This window comes from Thermosynechococcus sp. HY213 (genome assembly GCF_031460975.1).
Classification (GTDB): domain Bacteria; phylum Cyanobacteriota; class Cyanobacteriia; order Thermosynechococcales; family Thermosynechococcaceae; genus Thermosynechococcus.
The window spans coordinates 266,268-287,153 of record NZ_JAVKVB010000004.1; the positions used below are offsets into that span (position 1 = coordinate 266,268).

The following is a 20,886-nucleotide window of genomic DNA, read 5'->3' on the forward strand; positions in this document are numbered from 1 at the left end:
TTGACGCGATGAAACTTGCCTACTGGATGTATGCAGGGCCGGCTCACATTGGTACTCTGCGCATTGCCAGTTCCTTCAAAAATGTTCATGGCATTATGCACGCGCCCCTTGGAGATGACTACTTCAACGTCATGCGATCGATGCTCGAGCGAGAGCGCGACTTTACGCCTGTCACCGCCAGTATTGTCGATCGCCATGTCTTGGCACGCGGCTCCCAAGAAAAAGTGGTGGACAATATCACCCGCAAAGACACTGAAGAGCACCCTGATTTAATTGTGCTCACCCCCACCTGCACCTCTAGCATTCTTCAGGAAGACTTACAAAACTTTGTCCAACGCGCCAGCCTCAGCACCACTGCCGATGTCCTCTTGGCGGATGTCAATCACTATCGCGTCAATGAATTGCAAGCCGCCGATCGCACCCTTGAGCAAATCGTGCAGTTTTATATTGACAAAGCCCGCCGCCAAGGCACCTTAGTGACCAACAAAACCCCCACCCCTAGCGTCAACATTATTGGCATCACCACCCTCGGCTTCCACAATCAGCACGACTGCCGCGAGCTGAAACAACTCATGGCCGACCTTGGCATTCAGGTGAACCTTGTCATTCCTGCCGGTGCCAGCGTCCACGACCTTGCCCGACTGCCCCAAGCTTGGTTTAACCTAGTTCCCTATCGAGAAATTGGCGGTCTCACCGCCCAGTACCTAGAAGCCGAATTTGGCCAGCCAAGCGTCAGCATTACGCCGATGGGTGTGGTGGAAACCGCCCGCTGTATCCGTGCCATTCAAGCGGTGCTCAATGCTCAGGGGGCCAATGTGGACTATGAGGCCTTTATTGAGCACCAAACTCGCGAAGTGTCCCAAGCTGCTTGGTTTTCCCGCTCCATTGACTGCCAAAACCTCACCGGTAAAAAAGCAGTGGTCTTTGGGGACAATACCCATGCAGCGGCAATGACCAAAATTCTCAGTCGGGAAATGGGCATCCACGTTGTTTGGGCGGGGACGTACTGCAAATACGATGCCGATTGGTTCCGCGCAGAGGTGGCGGGCTTTTGTGACGAAGTACTCATTACCGATGACCACACCGTGGTGGGGGACGCGATCGCCCGCGTTGAACCCGCGGCCATCTTTGGCACCCAAATGGAACGCCATGTGGGCAAACGCCTCAACATTCCCTGTGGCGTCATTGCCGCTCCCATCCACATCCAAGACTTTCCCGTGGGCTATCGCCCCTTCTTGGGCTATGAGGGCACGAATCAACTGGTGGATTTAATCTACAACTCCTTCACCTTGGGCATGGAAGACCACCTGCTAGAGATTTTTGGTGGCCATGACACCAAGGAAGTGATTCACAAGGGGCTTTCCGCCGACTCGGATTTGACATGGACCGCGGATGGGCTAGCGGAATTAAACAAGATTCCCGGCTTTGTGCGCGGCAAGGTGAAGCGCAACACCGAAAAATTTGCCCGCGAACAGGGGATTAGCGAGATCACCGTAGAAGTGCTCTACGCTGCCAAAGAAGCCGTGGGGGCTTAAGTTTCACCTCTGGAACCTGTATGAACCTGACCCTTGCAGCGTATAGCGATTGGCATTTAACAAGCAATTGCTATGGTATTGCTGAAACGTTTCATTGCCCTTGGTTTACTGGCAGCAGGGGTTGGCTTTGCACCAAGTGCCCTTGCGCAGCGGGTGCCGCGTTTACGCCAAGGCATGAGCTATGCGGATGCCCGCCAACGCCTCCTTGATCGGGGTTGGCAACCCGTGGTTAATCCAGCAATGGTGAATCCGACAACAACGACCCCGATTGTGGCCTATCTCGTCGGTCAAGGCTATAGCGAACTGATGGGTTGTCAACTAATAGGGGGGGTGGATCTCTGCACCTTTCAGTTTCGCAATCGCAAGGGGCATCTTTTGGAAATTGGCACCGTGAATTTGCTCATTTTCCCCGGCGGCACGGTGACCAGTTGGGTACTGCGGAAGAATTCCCCCTAGGCGATTCTTGCGTATAATGGGGAGCCGTAACCTTTTTTAAGGAACCGCAGTATGGTGTCTTCTCCGATTAAATCTGAAGCCCCTGTTCGTCACGATGTTAAAGACTTGAGCCTTGCACCCTTAGGGCAGCAGCGCATTGAGTGGGCCAGTCGGGAGATGCCGGTACTGCGGCAGATTCGCGATCGCTTTGAGAAAGAAAAGCCCCTTGCCGGTATTCGCTTGGCCGCCTGTTGCCATGTGACCACAGAAACCGCCAATCTAGCGATCGCCCTCAAAGCCGGCGGTGCTGACGCGGTTCTTATTGCCAGTAATCCCCTCTCCACCCAAGACGATGTCGCCGCTAGCCTAGTGGTGAACTACGGCATCCCGGTCTTTGCCCAAAAAGGGGAAGACACCGCCACCTATATGCGCCACGTCAATATTGCCCTTGATCACCGTCCCAACATCATCATTGATGACGGCTGTGATGTGGTTGCCACCCTCGTCAAAGAGCGCCAGCACCAACTCAGTGACATTATTGGCACCACCGAAGAAACCACCACTGGCATTGTCCGCCTCAAGGCCATGTTCCGCGATGGCGTCCTCACCTTCCCCGCCATTAATGTCAACGATGCCGACACCAAACACTTCTTTGACAACCGCTACGGCACTGGTCAATCTACCCTCGATGGCATCATTCGGGCAACGAACATTCTGCTTGCCGGTAAAACCGTTGTCGTGGCTGGCTATGGCTGGTGCGGTAAAGGGACAGCGCTGCGGGCACGGGGCATGGGTGCCAATGTGATTGTGACGGAAATTGATCCTGTGCGTGCCATTGAAGCAGTCATGGATGGCTTCCGGGTCATGCCCATGCTTGAGGCGGCGCCCCTTGGGGATATTTTCATTACCGTGACGGGGAATAAGCATGTGATTCGCGCCGAGCACTTTGCCGTCATGAAAGATGGGGCAATGGTAGCCAACTCTGGTCACTTTGACATTGAAATTGACCTTGCCACCCTGAAAACCCTCGCCAAGGAAGTCCGCGTCGTGCGCAACTTCACCGAGGAATACATTCTCCCCAGCGGTAAATCCATCATTGTTTTGGGTGAAGGCCGCCTGATTAACCTTGCGGCTGCCGAAGGCCACCCCGCCAGTGTGATGGATATGAGCTTTGCCAACCAAGCCCTTGGCTGTGAGTATCTTGTCAAAAATAAAGGTCAGTTGGCAGCCGGCATCCACCCTATTCCCGCAGCAGTGGATCAAGAAATTGCCCGTTTGAAACTCCAAGCCATGGGCATTGCCATTGACACCCTCACTCCCGAACAGGTGGAGTACATGAACTCTTGGACCTCTGGCACTTAGACCCCCCATCCACCTGCAAAATCATTAGAACGTTGCGTGCTGCGTCCTAGCTAGGGCTAACCTCAGGGTGCAGCTTTTTATTTATCGCTTAATTTATTGTCATCAACAGCCTTTTTCTAAAATAGTGGCTACCGCTACCGGCTGTCATCTTGTTATAGAGCAATTTGGGCTGTTTTAGTTGTTTGGGCAGATTTAATCTCCCGCCCTGAAGTTAAGGTTAGATACAGTTTTGGCATATTTTTAATACGGAAACTGTATAGCGACAAAGAAAATGTAGCAAAATTTACAAATGTTCATGATTGACCTGCCTAAATTGGGTGTTCAAGTAACCCGTTGAAACCAAGGGCAACAACCGTGAGCAACAAAATTGAAGCCATTAAAAAAGAGAAAGATGTTTTAGCGGTTAAACAAGAGCTAGAGAAATTCGCAGCCATGGGCTGGGAAAACATTCCTGAAGCTGACCGCGATGTTCGCCTCAAGTGGCTTGGGATTTTCTTTCGCCCCGTTACCCCTAGCAGGTTCATGATGCGGCTGCGGGTACCCAATGGGATTCTCACCAGTCAACAACTGCGAACCCTTGGCGAAATTGTGGATCGCTATGGTGAGAACGGCAATGGTGACATCACCACCCGTCAAAACATTCAGATTCGGGGTCTGCCCATTGAGGATATTCCTGAAATCATAGAGCGGCTGCAAGCCTGTGGCCTGACCTCTGTGCAATCCGGCATGGACAATGTGCGCAACCTCACTGGATCGCCAGTGGCGGGCATTGATGCGGCCGAACTCATTGATACTCGCCCCTTGATCATGAAATTGCAGGCCATGATTACCAACAATGGTCAGGGGAATTTGGAATTTAGCAATCTACCCCGCAAATTCAACATTGCGATCGAGGGGGGGCGGGATAACTCTGTCCATGCGGAAATTAACGATGTTGCCTTTGTGCCTGCCTATCGGCAAGGGCGTTTGGGCTTCAATGTTTTAGTCGGTGGTTTCTTCTCTGCTCGGCGTTGCGCTGCCGCTATCCCCCTCAATGCTTGGGTGCCTCCCGATGATGCTGTGGTGCACCTCTCACGTGCCATCCTTGAAATTTTCCGTGACCATGGCCTACGGGGCAATCGCCAAAAAGCGCGGCTCAGGTGGCTGATTGATGAATGGGGTATCGAGAAATTCCGGGCAGCAGTCGCCGCTAAACTCCCCTTTGAACTCCTCAGTGCCGCTCCCAAGGATGAAATTGACTGGGACAAGCGAGATCATCTGGGGGTGCATTGCCAAAAACAGCGGGAGTTGAACTATGTGGGACTGCATGTGCCCGTAGGGCGCCTCTATGCCACTGATTTTTACGAGTTGGCACGGCTAGCTCAAGTCTATGGCCAATCGGAAGTGCGGCTGACCGTGGAGCAAAATCTGATCATTCCCCATGTACCTAGCGCTGTTTTACCAAGCCTGCTGCGCGAACCCCTCCTCACTAAGTTTCGGCCGGAACCACCGCCTTTAGAACGTGCCCTCGTTTCCTGTACGGGTGCTCAGTTTTGCAACTTTGCCCTCATTGAAACCAAAAATCGTGCCCTTGCCCTCGTCCGCTGGCTGAATCAACAACTGGTGCTCCCTCAACCGGTGCGCATTCACTGGACCGGGTGTCCCAACTCCTGTGGTCAACCCCAAGTAGCCGATATTGGCCTAATGGGTACAAAAGCCCGTCGTAACGGCGAAACCGTGGATGCCGTGGATTTGTACATGGGTGGCAAGGTCGGTAAGGATGCCAAGCTGGGCACCTGTGTGAAAAAAGCGATTCCCTGTGATGAACTGCCGGAGGTACTGCGCCAACTGTTGATTGATCACTTTGGTGCTCAGCCCATCAGTTCACATACGCTGCAGGTTCCGATACACGCTGAATTAGCCTTGTCGATTGTTTAGGAATTAAAGGATTTGTAAACCAATGGTGACTTTCTCCCGGCGTCACTTTCTCGTGACCGCTGCGGCTACAACGGCCGTGACATTGATCTCCCACGGTTGTGGTAATAGCCAGCAAACTAGTGATGTTGCCCAACCCACCACCCTAGCGGAAACTCCAGAAGTGATGGGAGCGAAACTGGGCTTTATTGCTCTGACGGACGCGGCTCCCCTGATTATTGCCAAGGAAAAGGGCTTGTTTGCCAAGTATGGGATGCCCGATGTGGAGGTGATTAAGCAGGCTTCTTGGGGCGTGACCCGCGACAACTTGGTCTTGGGTTCTGCCGGGGGTGGCATTGATGGTGCCCACATTCTCACACCAATGCCCTACCTGATGACCGTGGGAACCATTACCGGTGGCAAACCTGTACCCATGTATATCTTGGCGCGGTTAAACACAAATGGTCAGGGAATTGTCTTGGCCAATGCTTACAAGGATCTCAATATCAGGACTGACAGTAGCCCCCTGAAGGAGGCCTTTGCTAAAACCCGTGCTGAACGGCGTGCCCAGAATCAGCAAGAGCAGATCAAAGTGGCAGTGACATTTCCAGGGGGCACCCATGATCTGTGGATGCGCTACTGGCTGGCTGCCGGCGGCATTGATCCTGAGAAGGACGTTTCTGTGATCGTTGTGCCTCCTCCGCAAATGGTGGCCAATGTGAAAACTGGAACCATGGAAGCTTTCTGTGTGGCTGAGCCATGGCCACAACAAGCGGTGAATCAAAAGGTGGGGGTTGATGCTATTACCACGGGTGAATTTTGGCAGGATCATCCTGAGAAATCGCTGACTTTGCGGGCGGATTGGGTTGATCAGCATCCGAAGGCCACTAAAGCTCTATTGATGGCTGTGATGGAAGCACAACAGTGGTGTGACCAACCTGAAAATAAACCAGAAATGGTCAAGATAATTGCCCAGCGGCAATGGTTGAAGGTACCCGAGAAGAATATTTTGGATCGCTCCCTCGGTAAGTTTGACTTTGGCAATGGCCGTACCTTTGACAACCCCGATCTAGCGATGAAGTTCTGGCGAGACAATGCCTCTTATCCCTACCAAAGTCATGATCTGTGGTTCCTGACGGAGGACATTCGCTGGGGGTATTTGCCGCCGAATATGGACACTAAAGCTCTCATCCAAAAAGTAAACCGTGAGGATCTGTGGCGCGAAGCCGCTCAAGCGATGGGGGTGCCGGCAGCGGAAATTCCCACCACCACCTCTCGGGGCGTGGAGACCTTTTTTGATGGTGTGGCCTTTGATCCCCAAAATCCTCAGGCCTACTTGAGTGGTTTGGATTTGAAAAAAGTTTAGAGGTAAAGAGCAATGGCAAGTTCTTCTATGGGTTTCACTCAATCTCGACGGCGGCGCTGGTTAAAGCATCTCAAGAAGTCAGCGATGTTCCGCAAAGTGGTACTGGGTAGTTTGGGGGCGCTGTGTTTCTTGGTCATTTGGCAGTTTGTCTGCATGGCGGGGCTACTTCGCCTGCCAACGCCCCTCACTGTTATTACTGAAACTTGGGGGTTGATAGTTGATCCCTTTTATCAAGGGAGTGGCACGGATGTGGGGTTGGGGTGGCAAATTCTCTCCAGTCTGCGGCGGGTGGCCGTTGGCTTTTCCTTGGCAGCAGTCATTGGAGTGGGGCTGGGGATGCTGATTGGCTCTAGTCGAGTGCTCTACGATGCAGTGGATCCCATTTTGCAGGTGTTGCGTCCGGTGCCCCCCCTTGCGTGGTTGCCCATTTCCTTGGCGGCTCTGCGGGACAATGAACCGGCAGCGATTTTTGTGATCTTCATTACCGCAATTTGGCCGATTATCATCAACACAATTGTTGGTGTGCAGCAAATTCCCAAGGACTACAAGAATGTGGCACGGGTGTTGCAGCTCTCCCGCAAGGATTATTTCCTGAATATTCTCGTACCAGCAACGGTGCCCTATGTGTTTACGGGGCTGCGCATTGGCATTGGGCTGTCTTGGTTGGCGATTGTGGCAGCGGAGATGCTCATTGGCGGTGTCGGCATTGGCTTCTTTATTTGGGATGCCTGGAACAGTTCTCTGATTAGTGAAATTATTGTTGCCGTGATCTATGTCGGCATTGTCGGCCTGGTTCTGGATCGCTCGGTGGCCTTTGTGGGTTGCCTGCTCAGCCACGGTGAAGAGGCGCATTCCTAGCTCCCTCACGTAACCCATCCTCCCCTCTTTTCCCCTTACTGTCGAACATTAGGTTGTTTAACCCTATGGCCAAGTCTTTACCGTTTATTGAAATTGACCATGTGGATCAGGTTTTTGATCTGCCCGGGGGCGATCGCTACATTGCTCTCAAGAATATCCACCTCGAAATCCAAAAAGGGGAGTTTATTTCCCTTGTCGGTCACTCTGGCTGCGGCAAGTCCACGCTCTTGAATATCATTGCTGGCTTTCAGCGGCCTAGCAGTGGTGGCGTGGTGATGGCAGGACGGCAGGTGACGGAACCGGGTCCCGATCGCATGGTGGTGTTCCAAAACTATTCGCTGTTGCCTTGGAAAACGGTGTACCAGAATGTGGCCTTGGCGGTGGCGGCGGTGCTGGGGCATTTGAGCAAGGCAGAGCAACGACAGCGGGTAGAGGCGGCGCTGGAACAGGTGCACCTCAGTAAAGCCCGCGAGAAGTTCCCTGCCCAACTGTCGGGAGGAATGAAGCAACGGGTGGCGATCGCCCGTGCCTTGGCGATTCAACCGGAGGTACTCCTGCTGGATGAACCCTTTGGTGCCCTTGATGCTTTGACGCGAGGCTCTTTGCAGGATGAGTTGATGCAAGTGTGTCAGGGCAGTCAAACCACCTGCATTATGGTCACCCATGATGTGGATGAGGCACTACTGCTTTCGGATCGCGTGGTGCTGCTCACCAACGGCCCTGAAGCCCACATTGGCCAAATTCTCAAAATTCCCTTTGCCCGTCCCCGCAATCGCCATGACGTGCTCAACCATCCCAGCTACTATGGCCTGCGCAATGAGATGATTGCCTTTCTCAATCAGCAGAAACGCCGCCGTCCCTCCTTGACGGTACCGGCCATTGCGCCAACTACCCCCGTGGAACTGACCCTTGGCTTTATGCCCCTCATGGACAGTGCCCCCCTCATTGTCGCCAAGGAAATGGGCTTCTTTGCTAAGTATGGTTTGGAGTCAGTCACGCTGCATCGCGAAGAAAGCTGGCAGGACTTGGTGATGGGGGTGATCGCGGGTCGCTTGACGGGCGCTCAACTGTTGGCGGCCATGCCCTTAGCCATGACCTTGGGGTTAAACGGTCAGCCTTCACAACCGCTGATGACCTCGTTGGTACTGAGTCGCAATGGCAATGCCATCACCTTTAGTCGCCAGTTGTGGCAGCAGGGGGTGAAGACTGCTGAAGATCTGCGCGCCTATATTCAGCGCACGGGCGATCGCCCCCGGCTGGGAGTGGTTCATGCCGCATCAATGCACAACCTCCTGTTGCGGTACTGGCTGGCCGCCGCTGGCATTGACCCCGATTACGATGTCGAGTTGTTGGTGATTCCCCCCTCCCAAATGATCTATCACCTCAAGGCCGGCCATATCAGTAGCTTTTGTGTCGGTCAACCGTGGAACTCCCATGCAGTGCGCGAGGGTATTGGGGTGATTGTCGCTACGGATTTGGAGATTTGGTCGGGGCACCCGGAAAAAGTTGTGGGCATGCGTTCCGATTGGGTGCAGGCCAACCCGCAGCTACACCAAGCGTTGGTCAAGGCATTGATCGAAGCCTGTGAGTACTGCGATACGATCAAACATCGCCCCGAAATTGCCCAACTGCTTTGTCGGCCAGAGTATGTGGGGTGTACTCCTGAGGATGCCTATGCCGGCTTTGTGGAACCCCTTGATCGGGGGGATGGCATTGTTGCTGCTTTTCAACCCCGGTTTCACCAGTTCTATGTGGATCGCTCTCCCTGTCCTGGGCGGTTGGAAGGGCTGTGGATCATGACCCAATTGGCTCGCTGGCAACTTACGCCCTTCCCGAGAAACTGGCTAGAAATTGTTGAGCAGGTGCGGCGAGTCGATCTCTTTGGGGCGGCAGCGCGGGAACTGAAGGTTGTAGATAATGAGCCAGATCGTTCTGCCTTTGCTCTTTTCGATGGACTGCCCTTTGACCCCGATAATCCCCTTGGCTACATTGAGGCGGCTGCGATTCGCCGTGGCCTTGATATTCGCACTGTTGATCCCCAAGAGGTTGTTGCTGTCTAGGTATTTTTGAGAGAAGTCTATGGAAACCCTCTATCGTCTTGATCCCCATTTAACGGCCACCCAGCATCTACGCATTGATGGGGTGAGCAAAGCCTACCCTACGGCTAATGGCGACCATGTGGTACTTGAGGATATTCACCTTGAGGTGAGCAGCGGCGAATTTGTCTGTTTCATTGGCCATTCCGGCTGCGGCAAAACCACACTCTTGAATATGGTTGCGGGTTTTACAGCACCAACACGAGGGGAAATTACTCTCAATGGCGTGCCCGTGCGCCGTCCGGGGCCGGATCGCATGATGGTGTTTCAAAACTACGCGCTGCTGCCTTGGTTGACGGCCTATCAAAATATTGAGCTAGCAGTGAAGTCCGTTTATCCCCAGAAAACTCGCCAACGCCGGCGCCAAATTGTCGAGGAGCACTTGGAACTGGTGGGGCTAACAGCGGCTGCCCACAAACGCCCTGCTCAACTGTCGGGGGGAATGAAACAACGGGTGGCGATCGCCCGCGCCCTCGCCATTCGCCCTGAAGTGTTGATTTTAGATGAACCCTTTGGTGCCCTCGATGCCATCACGAAGGAGGAGTTACAGGATGAACTCTTAAAGATTTGGCGCAGGCACCGACTGACGGTACTGATGATTACCCACGACATTGATGAGGCGCTGTACCTCGCGGATCGGGTGGTGATGATGACCAATGGCCCTGCCGCCCGCATTGGCGATATTGTGAAGATTCCTTTTCCGCGGCCACGGCAGCGATCGCAACTCCTTGAGGATCCGCAGTACTACGATCTCCGCAACCAAGTGGTTGACTTTCTGTACACGCGGTTTGGGCACTAAGTAGCGTATGAGTACCCCACGGGTTGGCTCGTTAGCCGTTCAGTCCAGTCGTTACCTCTGCTACTACCGCAATACCAGCGAGAGCGTTCAGCAGATTTATTTGTCAAATCAGCCCACTTGGCAACAGGTGGTGTTTCCGAGGCAAGAGCTTTTTTTCTATGGCGATGCTACAGCGGATCTGATCATTTGCTCGGAGCAAGGGGTCAGGTGCTGTTCCTGTGAATTCCTGCGGGTTGAGGAAAAAGGGCGTGCTGTGCCTGAACCAAGTGAGCCAGTGTCCTCGCTGTGTCCCTACTGTGGGGTGGGCTGTGGCTTAGAAGCAGTCCCTCAAGGCAAGGGAGCCTATAAAATTCGGGGCGATCGCCAGCATCCCTCCTCCCAAGGTATGGTCTGTGTCAAGGGGGCAACTATTCTAGAAGCCCTTGATCGCGATCGCTTGGTCTACCCCCTGTGGCGGGAGCGTTTGGATCAGCCCTTTACGGTCATTTCGTGGGACGAGGCCATGACCCGCCTTGTGGAACGCATCCAATGGGTGCGCCGTGAGCGGGGCGCCGATGCCATTTGTATGTACGGTTCCGGTCAATTTCAAACCGAGGACTACTATGTGGCGCAAAAGCTGATCAAGGGCTGTTTGGGTACGAACAACTTTGATGCCAACTCGCGGCTATGTATGTCCTCGGCAGTGTCGGCCTACATGGCCAGCTTCGGTGCTGATGGCCCCCCCTGCTGCTACGACGATTTGGAGGCCACCGATTGTGCGTTCCTCATGGGTACTAATACTGCCGAATGCCATCCCATTGTCTTTAATCGTCTGCGCAACCACCACAAGCGCGATCGCCGCGTCAAGCTGATTGTGGTCGATCCGCGGCGCACCCCGACAGCGGAAGTGGCGGATCTGCACCTTGCCATCCGCCCCGGCACGGATATTGATCTGCTCCACGGCATTGGCCATTTGCTACTGCAATGGGGACAGATCGATGCTGAGTTTATAGAGGAGTGTACCCAAGGCTTTGCCGAGTATGTAAAGCTGCTGGCGGCCTACACCCCAGACTGGGTAGCGAAACGCTGTGGCATTGCTCAAAGTGATCTAGAACAGGCGGCTCGCTATTGGGGGCATGCCCAAGCGGTACTCTCCCTCTGGTCAATGGGCATTAACCAGTCCGCTGAAGGGACGGCCAAAGCTCGTTGTCTCATCAATCTCCACCTGTTGACGGGGCAAATTGGCCGCCCAGGGAGTGGTCCTTTTTCGCTGACGGGGCAACCCAACGCCATGGGGGGGCGCGAAGCCGGCGGCTTGAGCCATCTGTTGCCCGGCTATCGCCAAGTGACGAATCCACAGCATCGCCAAGAGGTAGAGGACTTTTGGGGACTGCCGCGAGGGCAAATAAGCGATCGCCCCGGTCGCACGGCATGGCAAATTGTCGAAGGTCTAGAACAGGGAGAAGTGGGTCTGCTGTGGATTGCGGCCACCAATCCTGCGGTTAGCTTTCCCCATTTAGAACGTGCTAAAGCCGCCTTTCTGCAATCCCCCTTTACGGTCTACCAAGATGCCTACTTTCCCACTGAAACAGCAGCCTATGCCCATCTGATTTTGCCGGCGGCGCAATGGAGTGAGAAAACAGGTGTGATGACCAACTCTGAACGCCGCGTCACCCTTGCCCCCGCCTTTCGATCGCCCCCCGGTCTGGCTCGCCCTGATTGGGAAATTTTTGCTGAGGTGGGGCGCCGCTTGGGATATGGGCATCTCTTCCCATTTGTCGATGCCGCTGCCGTCTATGCTGAATTTGTCCAACTCACTGCCGGTCGCCCCTGCGATCAATCGGGTCTGAGCCACGAACGCCTTGCCCGTTTAGGCGCCTTGCAGTGGCCCTGTCCTGCCGGTATGGATGATGCAGAAGCCCGCAAACCCAAACGCCTCTATACTGACTGGCGATTTCACACCCCCAATCAACGGGCATATTTTTGCCTTGCTCATAGTCAAGGGGTGGCTGAACCCACCGATAACCTCTATAGCTTTACCCTGACAACGGGTCGTCTCTACGGCCACTGGCACACGCAAACCCGTACCGGTCGCATTGCCAAAATTCAAAAAATGCACCCCGATCCCTTTGTGGAAATGCACCCCGACGATGCCGCAAACTTACATCTCAAAGACGGAGATTGGGTGGAGGTGCGATCGCGCCGCGGTCAAGTGTGCCTGCCGGTCATCCTCACCAAGGCCATTCGTCCGGGCACTCTCTTTGTACCCATGCACTGGGGCTTTCTCTTTGCTGATAGCGGTGAGGCAAACCAACTGACCCATCCCATTGCCTGTCCGGTCTCAAAGCAGCCAGAACTCAAAGCCTGTGCGGTGCAGGTGCTGCCCCTGAAGTTGCGGCAGACGCCCCATACCCCCACCATGCAGGAAAGCGGCACTGCCCTCAAGCAATGATAGAATCTGATTCCCTGTGGAGGGTTATGGCTATTGATGTCCCACTTCTTTGAGTTTGAGGCCGAATTCACGGCTTCGTTACGCTGTATTCCAATGATTGTTCGCTATAAACTAGATCTATGTGGGGTCAAGCTGAAGCTGCTCCACTGGCATCAACTTTCCCAAGAACAGCGACAATGGCTCGTGGTGACTCCCTGCGACACCCCCGAAGCTCAGGCAGACTATCGTCAGCAACTGCGGGATTGGGTGACCCACACCCATGGAACCCCACCGAGTGATATAGAGATTCCCCAACCCTACCCTTGGGACATCACCACTGAACTGCCAGAGACAGTGCAGCAACAACTGATCAAGGTATCTCACCACAGCTTGACGGTGGAAAAATGGTCAGCCCTGACCCCCCTCCAACGCTTTGCCCTTGTGAAGCTCAGCCAGCCCGGCCACGAGAATCGCAATTTTTGGCCAGCATTGCAGGAATTTGGTCTGGCCTAGAGGGCTAAGAGAGTTGTAGTGGCATTTTTCTGCTGAGGTAGTACAGAGTTGTACCAACGAGGGTGCCCACTAAGAAGCCTTGGGGCACACTGAGGGCGATCGCCCCCACTAAGAGGGTAATCATCCAATTTGCGGGCATGGCGGCTTGATCTTTAATAAAGCCCATGAGTACCCACGCTTCAAACAAAAGAATGACCCCCAAAATCGAGAGGGGAAAAATTTCCAGCAGCTTATCCACACTGGAACCAAAGAAGAGACCCAAGAGAAGGTAGAGACTGCCATAGATCACCACCGCCCCACCTGTGCGGGCACCAAGGGCATAGTGTCCTGCCAAACCGCTACAGCCATGGCAGAGGGGGACGCCACCAAAGAAGGGCAGGATCAAGTTGGTGAGGCTATACGTGAGGCCAATTTGGCGAATCGAGAGGGGGCGATCGGGAAAGAGATCGTGGACAGTTTGCTGGGTTGCAATCACTGCATTGGCGATCGATAGGGGTAACTGCGGCAGTGCCAATAGCACGAGTCCGGGAATCAAGGCCTGAGGATCTAAAGGCCGCAGGTAGGGAAGCTGCCAAGCAATGGTTAACTGCAATTCGGGCTCAGCCAGAACACGGCTAATCGCTACACCCACCCCCAGCAATACCACCAGTAACCCTGCGGGAACTCCCCGTTCCTTGGGCAAAAGGAGCAAGATCAAAAAGCCCATAACACCCAACAGATAACCAAAGAGGTCACCCGCGGGCAAGTAGGTCTTGAGGGCAACGGCGGCTAGGGACAGTCCCAGTCCCAATTGACAGCCCCGCACCACGGGCTGGGGAATCCAGCGAGCCAGCCGGGTCAGGATTCCGGTGGACGTTAACACCAACATCATTGCTCCTACCATCAGTCCCCCGGCCCAAAGGATAGATCCAGTGAGTTTTTCCGTCATCACAATTACAGCCATTGCCTTTAGGGGCTGCATGGGCATGGGAAGGCCATAGAATACCCCCGTGAGAATTTGCGCTACGCCAAACAAAGTGAAGACGTTAGCACTATCCAACTGGGCAGCCATGATCATCCCCACCAACAGGGGCAAATCCGTACCCAAATCACCAAAACTGCCACTGAGTTCTTGCCAATTAAAGCGCAGTCGCTCCCGCAACACCTATATCTTCTCCAACATGGTTTGCAATTTCTGTAGGTGTTGAGCCACCCGACCACTACGGAGGAGTTCGCTGCTGAGTGCGAGTCCGGAATTGAGACTATCGGCTTTGCCCCCCTGCCACAGGTAAAATCCACTATTCCAGATCACAGAGGTGGTGAGGGGTTGCTCCTCTGCGGCTAAAACAGCAGCCATCATTTTTGTAGCGGTCGTTGTCTCCTCTGACCAAGGCACATTACTGCTGGCCATACCATACTCTTGGGGATGGAGACGCAGGCGTTGCCAAGGAGGGTCTTGATCACGGGCAAGGCCGATAATGGCGGTGCGATCGCGGGGCAAATCACAACTGCCTTCAAGACCTTTGACGGTAGTAAATTCATGAACACCGTGGAGATAGAGGGCATCGCGCATGATCCCTTCCGTCGGCGGATGAACAAACCCTGCTACGAGGTGACTGCGCCCTTGGTAAGGATTCCAGATTAATTCCAATGTGGCAATGGGGGGACGTTTACCAATTTGCTCCCGGTAGGGGACTAGCCCTTGGGCTGCTGGAAAATGACGCGGGAGATAGACAAAACCTAAACCCGTTTGCTCTAGGCAGTGGGCAATTTGCTCTAGGGTTAGGGTTGACCAGTCCACCCCCAAACATCGCCACAGCTCAATGAGGGGAATGCCTTCTTTGGTGGGTATGCGATCGCCCCCGTGTTGAAGTACTGGAATCCCAGCAGCCGCCAAAACCAATGCTGTTAAAGGACTCAGGGGAAACGTGCGATCGCGACCATCGTAGGGCTGACTGAGGATCATCACGGGGCAACTGGTCTCAACCGCTGGAATTTTCGGCCCTAGCTCGTTGTAGGTATCGAGCATACCCGCCATCTCTTCCGAGGTGGGTCGCTTAATCCGATGAGCAATCAAAAACGCCCCAATTTGGGCAGGGGTTGCCACCTGCTCCAGCATGAGTTGCAACGCCAAGGCTGCCTCGGCGCGGCTCAGGTCTTTGTGGGTGTGGGCACCACTGCCGACTTTTTTAAGGAGATCACGAAAAAGAGGACTCATGGGCAGCCTGCTGGCGGATCAACGTAAGCAACTGGGCAACGGGCGGTAAGGTCAGGCGATCGCGGGTGGTAATGGCCAACACCTGACGCAGGGGCAGTGGCGTGGATAAATCACGAATCCCTAGGGCAGGATCGTGGAGCGCTTCCTTGAGGGCAGAGCGCGGCAGCAAGGCAACCATCTCACTTTCGCGGATCACAGCAATAAACGCATCAGGCGTGTTGAGTTCAAGAGCGGGTTGCCAAGGTAAACCCCGACGGCTAAATTCTTCAGCCACCAAGCGGCGCATGCCATAGCCATCCTTAAATACCACATGGGGAACGCGAGCTAGTTCTTGCCATGTCAAGGTCTCATTAACAGCGAGGGGATGTTCAGCCGCCATTAGCACTTGCACAGGCTCACTGTACAGCGGTTCAATCACCCATTCCGCCTGTTTTAAGAGGTGGCGATCGCCCATGACAATTGCTAGATCTACTAGGCTATCCTGCAAGACTTTGAGGGCGCGATCGCTCCCTAGGGCAGTCACCCGCAACTGCATTTGGGGAAATGCTTGGCAAAACGTCGGTAACAGCGTGGGCAAAAAGTAGCGGCAAATGGAGTGAATAGCGGCAATGCAGAGTTCCTGCTGCTGGCCATTTTGCATGGCTTTGAGTTCAGCATTGGCGGCCTGCCACTCTTGCCAGATGCGATGGGCACGGCGCAAAAACAAGTCCCCCGCCACAGTTAACTTGGCGCGATTCGAGCGGTGAACAAGTTGCATCCCCAAACTTTCTTCTAGAGCTTGAATTTGCCGACTAATTGTGGGTTGCGTCACCCCACACCGCCGCGCTGCCGCTTGAAAACTCCCCGTTTCAGCAACAGCTAAAAAAGATTGAAACTGATCAAGTCGCATAATACTTGCTGTGTTCTCCCTCTGCGTCTATGTCTATTGATGCAATTGTGGCTCTTGTGGCTCTTCATCTTATGCAACTTTCGGATAGTAAAGGGTGTTAATTGATACAGTTTCTTGAGAATGTCCTACAGCATACCCTCTTGGTTCCAGCGCTGAATGAGGTAAACTGATTGGTCATACTTGCCCTCCCATGCCAGTTCTGTTTCTTCTGTGCGCATTTGAGAGGTTAGGCTATACTCAAAGCGTCATGAATGTTACTCAAGAATATGAGCTATAGCTTGGACTGACGAGAGCGGGTTGTCTCCTACATCCAGCAAGGTGGCAAAATTAGTGAAGCAACTCAAATCTTCCAAGTCAGTTGCGCCACTATCCATCGCTGGCTGAAGCGAGACGACTTAGCCCCCACGGTTGTCCCCCGTCGTCATCAAACAGACCGTAATGGTGATGCTCACGGCAATACACCCAAGTAGCTGGCTCATTTAGATAGTATTCCTTTTTCCAAATGGGTAGGCGGTGTTTAATTTCATCAATGATGTAGGCCGCACCAGCAAAGGCTTGTTGGCGATGAGGCGCCGTCACCCCTACCCACACAGCAATCTCGCCAAGAGTTAGCGTTCCATAGCGATGGCTGGCGATCGCCCCCAGCAAGTCAAATTTCCCAATGGCTTCTGCTAGGATCTGTTCTCCTTCTTTAAGAGCCAAGGCAGGATAGACCTCGTATTCTAGGGCAGTGACGATCTTGCCGTGGTTGTGATTGCGCACCCAACCCTCAAAGCTAACAAAGGCACCGGCTCGCAAGTTGGCTAGGGGCTGCCACAACTGAGCTGGCTCTAGGGGAGTATTGGTTAGGGAAAATTGCTTGATCACCATCGCTTAGTTAACCCCCGGCAACAGGGGGAATAAAGACGACCTTATCTCCAGCTCGTAGGGGTTGATCCAGTGTCACAAACGTATCATTAGCCGCAACCTTAACATGGGTCAGATCAAGGGTAAACCCGTACTGGGTCTTTAGTTCTTGGTATAGCTCGCCATAGGTTTGGGCGGTGGTCACTCGCTCCTCCTGTTCCCGTTGGCTTTGCTCGCGTAACTGGGCAAAGTAGTGTAGATGAATAGTTTTAGGGCTGTCGGACATGGTGTAGGGCTTCCAGATAATCTTCAGGGGTGTTGATGTTGGCAGTAATGGTCGGCTGGGGTGGGGCAATCCGCTGGCAGGGCGATCGCTGGAGAATTTTCACAGGGCAGTAGATCCCTTCTGCATAGGCGGCCTCAAATACCGGCAGAGCTTGGGGGGTATAAATGGCACACAATGGCTCTGGGAAACCCTCTTGGGGATGGTGATAGCAGGTGGCCACCACATCTTCGCGGTAATGGTGCAACAGGGGCGCAAGGGTTTCTGTGGTCAAATAGGGCAAGTCACAGGCCACCACTAACCAGTTCACGTGGGGATAGGCACGTAAAGCTGTTAGGATGCCGGCAATGGGGCCAATCTGAGGCAGGGTATCGGGGAGGGTTGGCAAATCGGCAAGGGGAGTCCCCTGCCATTGATTGGGTTGCGCTGAGAGAAAGACTTGTTCGCAGGATTGAGCCAACAAATTGTAGAGGTACTGGGCATGGGGTTCGCCGTAGTAGTCTAGCAGGGCTTTGGCCTGACCCATGCGCTGACTCTGGCCGCCAGTGAGCACAAGGCCGTAGAGGGGATATTGGCCGAGGGTTTTCTTGCCACCACTTTTCGCCAGCAGGCGCACCTCGCGAATCACAATATGGGGGCTGAGGGCTTTGGCCATGTCGTAGATTGTGAGGGCTGCGATCGCCACCCCATGCAGGCTTTCCATTTCCACCCCGGTGCGATCGCGGGTTTTGACCTCACAGCGCAGGCGAATTCTAAGGCCACTCTCAAGTGACTCGATATCCGTCTCAAAGCGACAACTGGTAATCGGCAGCGAATGGCAAAAGGGAATGACTTCAGCGGTGCGTTTTACCGCCATTGTGCCAGCAATAATCGCCGTTTGCACCACAGGCCCTTTCGTGAGAAAGAGATCTCCCCCTTGCACATAGGCCTGAAAGACTGGTGGCAATTCAATCAGGGCTTCTGCCACCGCTCGGCGATCGCTCACGGCCTTCTCGCTAATATCCACCATCTGGGGTTGTTGGTGCTCATTGATGTGGGAGAGCATCCTCCTAGCCTCCAATCTGGTGCATCGCATGGTGAACTTCTGCTCCGCGCAAGCTGGGTTTCATGCCCAACACTTGCTCATAGGCGGCATACCGTTCCCTTTGACTTAAGCCCCGTAGGGACACCCCCGCCTCCTTAAACAGGCACGCTCGCAGGACACCACCCGCAGACAAGCGCCAACGGGAGCAGTGGCCACAAAAGGGTTGGGATTCTGAAGCGATAAAACCAATCTGCCCGCCACAGGCCGTCTCAAAGTTAAACGAAGTGGAATCCAAAGGACGTGGCACAGGTCGCAGATCATAATGCTGACGCAAGCGCTCAATCATCGTGGCAGCACTAACAAAGCGATCGCCCCCCAAGTGGCAAGCATAGCCAATGCGCATCAGCTCCAAAAAGCGCACCTCAATCCCCAACCCCTTGGCGTACTCCACCATCGGCACCAGTTCGTGATCATTGACACCCGCCATAACCACCATGTTCAGCTTCACCTGAAACCCTTGGTGAACCGCAGTGGCCACCGCCGCCTTCACCGTTTCCAAGTGGTGGCCATGACTAATGGCGGCAAAGGTTTCGGGGTCTAGGCTATCCAGACTGATATTCAAACGCCGTACCCCATATTGTTCCAAGAGGGGCAAAAAGGGCACCAAGCGAATCCCATTCGTGGTTAAGCTTAGCTCTGGCACCCCCACTGCCACCAAGGCTGCGACAATCTCAGCAAACTCGGCTCGCAGGAGCGGTTCACCCCCCGTTAGGCGCACCGACTCAATCCCCAGTGCCACCAGTTCAGCCACAATCGTGGCATACTCTGTGGGGCTTAAATAGGTCTGGGGGGGCATAAAGGCGGCATCCACGGGCATACAGTAAGTACAGCGCAAATTACAGCGATCGGTAACCGACAGGCGCAACTTGCGAATGTGTCGCCCTTGGTTATCCAGCAAACGTTGGCTAGGGATAGCTGTGGTGACAACCATCCGCCCTAACTCCACGGAAAATAGCGATAGCACTCCCCAGCGGCAAATATCCCTTGCGAGGCAGGTAGTTCCAAGAAGCCATCACTGTCAGCCAAGGCCAAAAAATCACCAGAGTTTTGCATCGGACGGGGGTGGGCAATCAGTTCAGCAGTTTTCGTGGTTTCTAGTTTAACGGGTAAAAAGTAGGTTAAGGGCTTCTCAAAAGAGAAGGGAGTGGCCAAGCGGGCATAGAGGCGTGGCATGTCCAAAATATAGCGGTGTAAACACACCAAACTGGAGACGGGGTTCCCCGGCAAGCCAAAGACTGCCGTTTGCTGCGTGTGATCCACCCCAAACCAGAGGGGTTTTCCGGGGCGCTGAGCGACACCGTGGATATATTGCTGCACGCCATGATCGCGCCACAGTTGCGGTAAATAGTCAAACTTGCCCTTGGAAACGCCGCCGCAATAAATCAGGAGATCGTACGCTTGGCTCGCTTGGCAGTAGTGGGTTGCCAGTTGCAGCGGATCATCGGGTAAATGGGTGATGCTGACGTGGCTGTACCCTTGGCGCTTGAGGGCAGCCATTAGGGCGTAGGCATTGGAGAGGCGCAGTTGATGGGGTTGAGGGACGTGGTCTGGCGGAATCAGTTCATTGCCGGTGGCAACAATTTGAGTGCGGGGGGTGCGCTGGACACAAACTTCGCTCTGCCCCACAGAGGCAAGAATGCCCCAAGCCGGACTGTGTAGAGGGGTACCTGCCGCCAGCACCTGTTGACCCGCCGGCGCATCACTGCCACAGCGGTGAACAAATTGATAGGGCGACCACAGTTCGGCGTGGCGGATATGGGCAATGCCGTCACGAATTTCCAGAGCCTCGTAGGGAATGACCAGATCGCAGTTCTGGGGCAACGCGGCACCAGTCATCACTTCCAAGCAGGCCTGTGGATCCGTCAACGTGGGGGGTACCTCACCAGCAGGGACAACCCCCAGAATCGGGAAGGCACGCTGACCAGATTCATAGGCGGCCCACCGCAGGGCAATACCATCCATCATGATGCGGTCAATGGGTGGGTAGGGGCGATCGCTGGTAATGGCTCCTGCTAGTCGGCTGTACTGAGGCTCAGTCAAAGAGATGGTCTCTGTGCCCCAATCGGGCAAATGCTGCTGAATCAGGTCAACGGCTGTTTCGACGGAAATCATTTTCTAGACAGGATTAACTGCGAAATAGGCGGCAGTAGAGCGTTTCGTGCTGCATACTGGCGAGGGCTAAGCCCAAGGTACAGCTTTCTATAGCTATTCCAATAAAGAATGAGACATTATCCAGCACAATACTTGCGAATCACCTCATCAATCGAACTGTTTGACCCTGCATACATCCGCGCTCGCTTCAACGCACTGAAGTCGTGCT

Annotated in this window: 18 protein-coding genes; 10 read left to right on the top strand and 8 right to left on the bottom strand. The window is 54.2% G+C overall.

Features of this window, described 5'->3' with window-relative positions; genetic code table 11:
• The first annotated feature begins 8 nt into the window (after positions 1–8).
• The 10 genes from bchB to RHK62_RS02535 all read left to right on the top strand — a co-directional run bounded on the left by bchB (position 9) and on the right by RHK62_RS02535 (position 13,267).
• Positions 9–1,535, top strand: coding sequence for a ferredoxin:protochlorophyllide reductase (ATP-dependent) subunit B (gene bchB, locus RHK62_RS02490; RefSeq protein ID WP_310453227.1), 1,527 nt, complete (start codon positions 9–11; stop codon positions 1,533–1,535).
• Between the two features lie 72 nt (positions 1,536–1,607).
• Positions 1,608–1,991 (top strand): hypothetical protein, encoded by a 384-nt coding sequence (locus RHK62_RS02495; RefSeq protein ID WP_302678758.1) that lies wholly within the window; start codon positions 1,608–1,610, stop codon positions 1,989–1,991.
• 51 nt (positions 1,992–2,042) lie between these two features.
• On the top strand, positions 2,043–3,332 hold the full coding sequence (gene ahcY, locus RHK62_RS02500; RefSeq protein ID WP_302678759.1) for an adenosylhomocysteinase: 1,290 nt from the start codon (positions 2,043–2,045) through the stop codon (positions 3,330–3,332).
• A 354-nt stretch (positions 3,333–3,686) separates the two neighbouring features.
• Positions 3,687–5,249: a ferredoxin--nitrite reductase gene (locus tag RHK62_RS02505; protein WP_310453217.1), complete on the top strand. Its 1,563-nt coding sequence runs from the start codon at positions 3,687–3,689 to the stop codon at positions 5,247–5,249.
• Positions 5,250–5,271: 22 nt separating this feature from the next.
• A complete protein-coding gene (locus RHK62_RS02510; RefSeq protein ID WP_302678761.1) occupies positions 5,272–6,591 on the top strand; it encodes a CmpA/NrtA family ABC transporter substrate-binding protein in 1,320 nt (439 codons plus the stop codon).
• A gap of 12 nt (positions 6,592–6,603) precedes the next feature.
• The gene (gene ntrB / locus RHK62_RS02515) at positions 6,604–7,449 is read left to right on the top strand and encodes a nitrate ABC transporter permease (RefSeq protein ID WP_310744761.1); all 846 of its coding nucleotides are present in this window, start codon (positions 6,604–6,606) and stop codon (positions 7,447–7,449) included.
• 65 nt (positions 7,450–7,514) lie between these two features.
• Entirely contained in the window at positions 7,515–9,509 is a 1,995-nt protein-coding gene (locus RHK62_RS02520) for a nitrate ABC transporter ATP-binding protein (protein WP_286625476.1), read from the top strand.
• A 19-nt stretch (positions 9,510–9,528) separates the two neighbouring features.
• A complete protein-coding gene (locus tag RHK62_RS02525; RefSeq protein WP_149820251.1) occupies positions 9,529–10,344 on the top strand; it encodes an ABC transporter ATP-binding protein in 816 nt (271 codons plus the stop codon).
• 7 nt (positions 10,345–10,351) lie between these two features.
• On the top strand, positions 10,352–12,775 hold the full coding sequence (locus tag RHK62_RS02530) for a molybdopterin oxidoreductase family protein (protein WP_286625474.1): 2,424 nt from the start codon (positions 10,352–10,354) through the stop codon (positions 12,773–12,775).
• 36 nt (positions 12,776–12,811) lie between these two features.
• Positions 12,812–13,267, top strand: a complete 456-nt coding sequence (locus RHK62_RS02535; RefSeq protein ID WP_149820247.1) for a nitrate reductase associated protein — start codon at positions 12,812–12,814, stop codon at positions 13,265–13,267.
• Positions 13,268–13,271: 4 nt separating this feature from the next.
• On the opposite strand, the gene RHK62_RS02540 is transcribed toward RHK62_RS02535, so the two are convergent.
• The 8 genes from RHK62_RS02540 to RHK62_RS02575 form a co-directional block, all read right to left on the bottom strand.
• Positions 13,272–14,411, bottom strand: a complete 1,140-nt coding sequence (locus RHK62_RS02540) for a putative sulfate/molybdate transporter (RefSeq protein WP_310453219.1) — start codon at positions 14,409–14,411, stop codon at positions 13,272–13,274.
• The gene (locus tag RHK62_RS02545; RefSeq protein ID WP_310453220.1) at positions 14,412–15,464 is read right to left on the bottom strand and encodes an anthranilate phosphoribosyltransferase family protein; all 1,053 of its coding nucleotides are present in this window, start codon (positions 15,462–15,464) and stop codon (positions 14,412–14,414) included. It lies immediately after the preceding gene.
• Positions 15,445–16,353 carry a LysR family transcriptional regulator gene (locus RHK62_RS02550; protein WP_310453221.1) on the bottom strand — a complete coding sequence of 303 codons (909 nt, stop codon included), beginning with the start codon at positions 16,351–16,353 and terminating at the stop codon, positions 15,445–15,447. The genes RHK62_RS02545 and RHK62_RS02550 overlap by 20 nt, the downstream gene beginning before the upstream one ends.
• Positions 16,354–16,719: 366 nt before the next feature.
• Positions 16,720–17,223, bottom strand: coding sequence for a molybdenum cofactor biosynthesis protein MoaE (locus RHK62_RS02555; RefSeq protein WP_225901625.1), 504 nt, complete (start codon positions 17,221–17,223; stop codon positions 16,720–16,722).
• A 7-nt stretch (positions 17,224–17,230) separates the two neighbouring features.
• The gene (locus RHK62_RS02560; protein ID WP_302678769.1) at positions 17,231–17,485 is read right to left on the bottom strand and encodes a MoaD/ThiS family protein; all 255 of its coding nucleotides are present in this window, start codon (positions 17,483–17,485) and stop codon (positions 17,231–17,233) included.
• Positions 17,469–18,527, bottom strand: coding sequence for a cyclic pyranopterin monophosphate synthase MoaC (gene moaC / locus RHK62_RS02565; protein WP_302678770.1), 1,059 nt, complete (start codon positions 18,525–18,527; stop codon positions 17,469–17,471). Before moaC ends, RHK62_RS02560 begins: the two co-directional genes overlap by 17 nt.
• A 4-nt stretch (positions 18,528–18,531) precedes the next feature.
• Positions 18,532–19,497: a GTP 3',8-cyclase MoaA gene (moaA, locus tag RHK62_RS02570; protein ID WP_310437975.1), complete on the bottom strand. Its 966-nt coding sequence runs from the start codon at positions 19,495–19,497 to the stop codon at positions 18,532–18,534.
• A gap of 5 nt (positions 19,498–19,502) precedes the next feature.
• Positions 19,503–20,678 carry a molybdopterin molybdotransferase MoeA gene (locus RHK62_RS02575; RefSeq protein ID WP_206200940.1) on the bottom strand — a complete coding sequence of 392 codons (1,176 nt, stop codon included), beginning with the start codon at positions 20,676–20,678 and terminating at the stop codon, positions 19,503–19,505.
• Between the last annotated feature and the right edge of the window lie 208 nt (positions 20,679–20,886).

What these genes read in the sequence shown, in the direction of transcription:
- moaA (WP_310437975.1), bottom strand. Translation starts at nt 19,497, where the DNA reads ATGGTTGTCACCACAGCTATCCCTAGCCAACGTTTGCTGGATAACCAA.
- RHK62_RS02525 (WP_149820251.1), top strand. Translation starts at nt 9,529, where the DNA reads ATGGAAACCCTCTATCGTCTTGATCCCCATTTAACGGCCACCCAGCAT.
- RHK62_RS02520 (WP_286625476.1), top strand. Translation starts at nt 7,515, where the DNA reads ATGGCCAAGTCTTTACCGTTTATTGAAATTGACCATGTGGATCAGGTT.
- moaC (WP_302678770.1), bottom strand. Translation starts at nt 18,527, where the DNA reads ATGCTCTCCCACATCAATGAGCACCAACAACCCCAGATGGTGGATATT.
- bchB (WP_310453227.1), top strand. Translation starts at nt 9, where the DNA reads ATGAAACTTGCCTACTGGATGTATGCAGGGCCGGCTCACATTGGTACT.
- RHK62_RS02555 (WP_225901625.1), bottom strand. Translation starts at nt 17,223, where the DNA reads ATGGTGATCAAGCAATTTTCCCTAACCAATACTCCCCTAGAGCCAGCT.
- RHK62_RS02535 (WP_149820247.1), top strand. Translation starts at nt 12,812, where the DNA reads ATGTCCCACTTCTTTGAGTTTGAGGCCGAATTCACGGCTTCGTTACGC.
- RHK62_RS02495 (WP_302678758.1), top strand. Translation starts at nt 1,608, where the DNA reads ATGGTATTGCTGAAACGTTTCATTGCCCTTGGTTTACTGGCAGCAGGG.
- RHK62_RS02560 (WP_302678769.1), bottom strand. Translation starts at nt 17,485, where the DNA reads ATGTCCGACAGCCCTAAAACTATTCATCTACACTACTTTGCCCAGTTA.
- RHK62_RS02510 (WP_302678761.1), top strand. Translation starts at nt 5,272, where the DNA reads ATGGTGACTTTCTCCCGGCGTCACTTTCTCGTGACCGCTGCGGCTACA.
- ntrB (WP_310744761.1), top strand. Translation starts at nt 6,604, where the DNA reads ATGGCAAGTTCTTCTATGGGTTTCACTCAATCTCGACGGCGGCGCTGG.
- RHK62_RS02550 (WP_310453221.1), bottom strand. Translation starts at nt 16,353, where the DNA reads ATGCGACTTGATCAGTTTCAATCTTTTTTAGCTGTTGCTGAAACGGGG.
- RHK62_RS02530 (WP_286625474.1), top strand. Translation starts at nt 10,352, where the DNA reads ATGAGTACCCCACGGGTTGGCTCGTTAGCCGTTCAGTCCAGTCGTTAC.
- RHK62_RS02545 (WP_310453220.1), bottom strand. Translation starts at nt 15,464, where the DNA reads ATGAGTCCTCTTTTTCGTGATCTCCTTAAAAAAGTCGGCAGTGGTGCC.
- RHK62_RS02575 (WP_206200940.1), bottom strand. Translation starts at nt 20,678, where the DNA reads ATGATTTCCGTCGAAACAGCCGTTGACCTGATTCAGCAGCATTTGCCC.
- ahcY (WP_302678759.1), top strand. Translation starts at nt 2,043, where the DNA reads ATGGTGTCTTCTCCGATTAAATCTGAAGCCCCTGTTCGTCACGATGTT.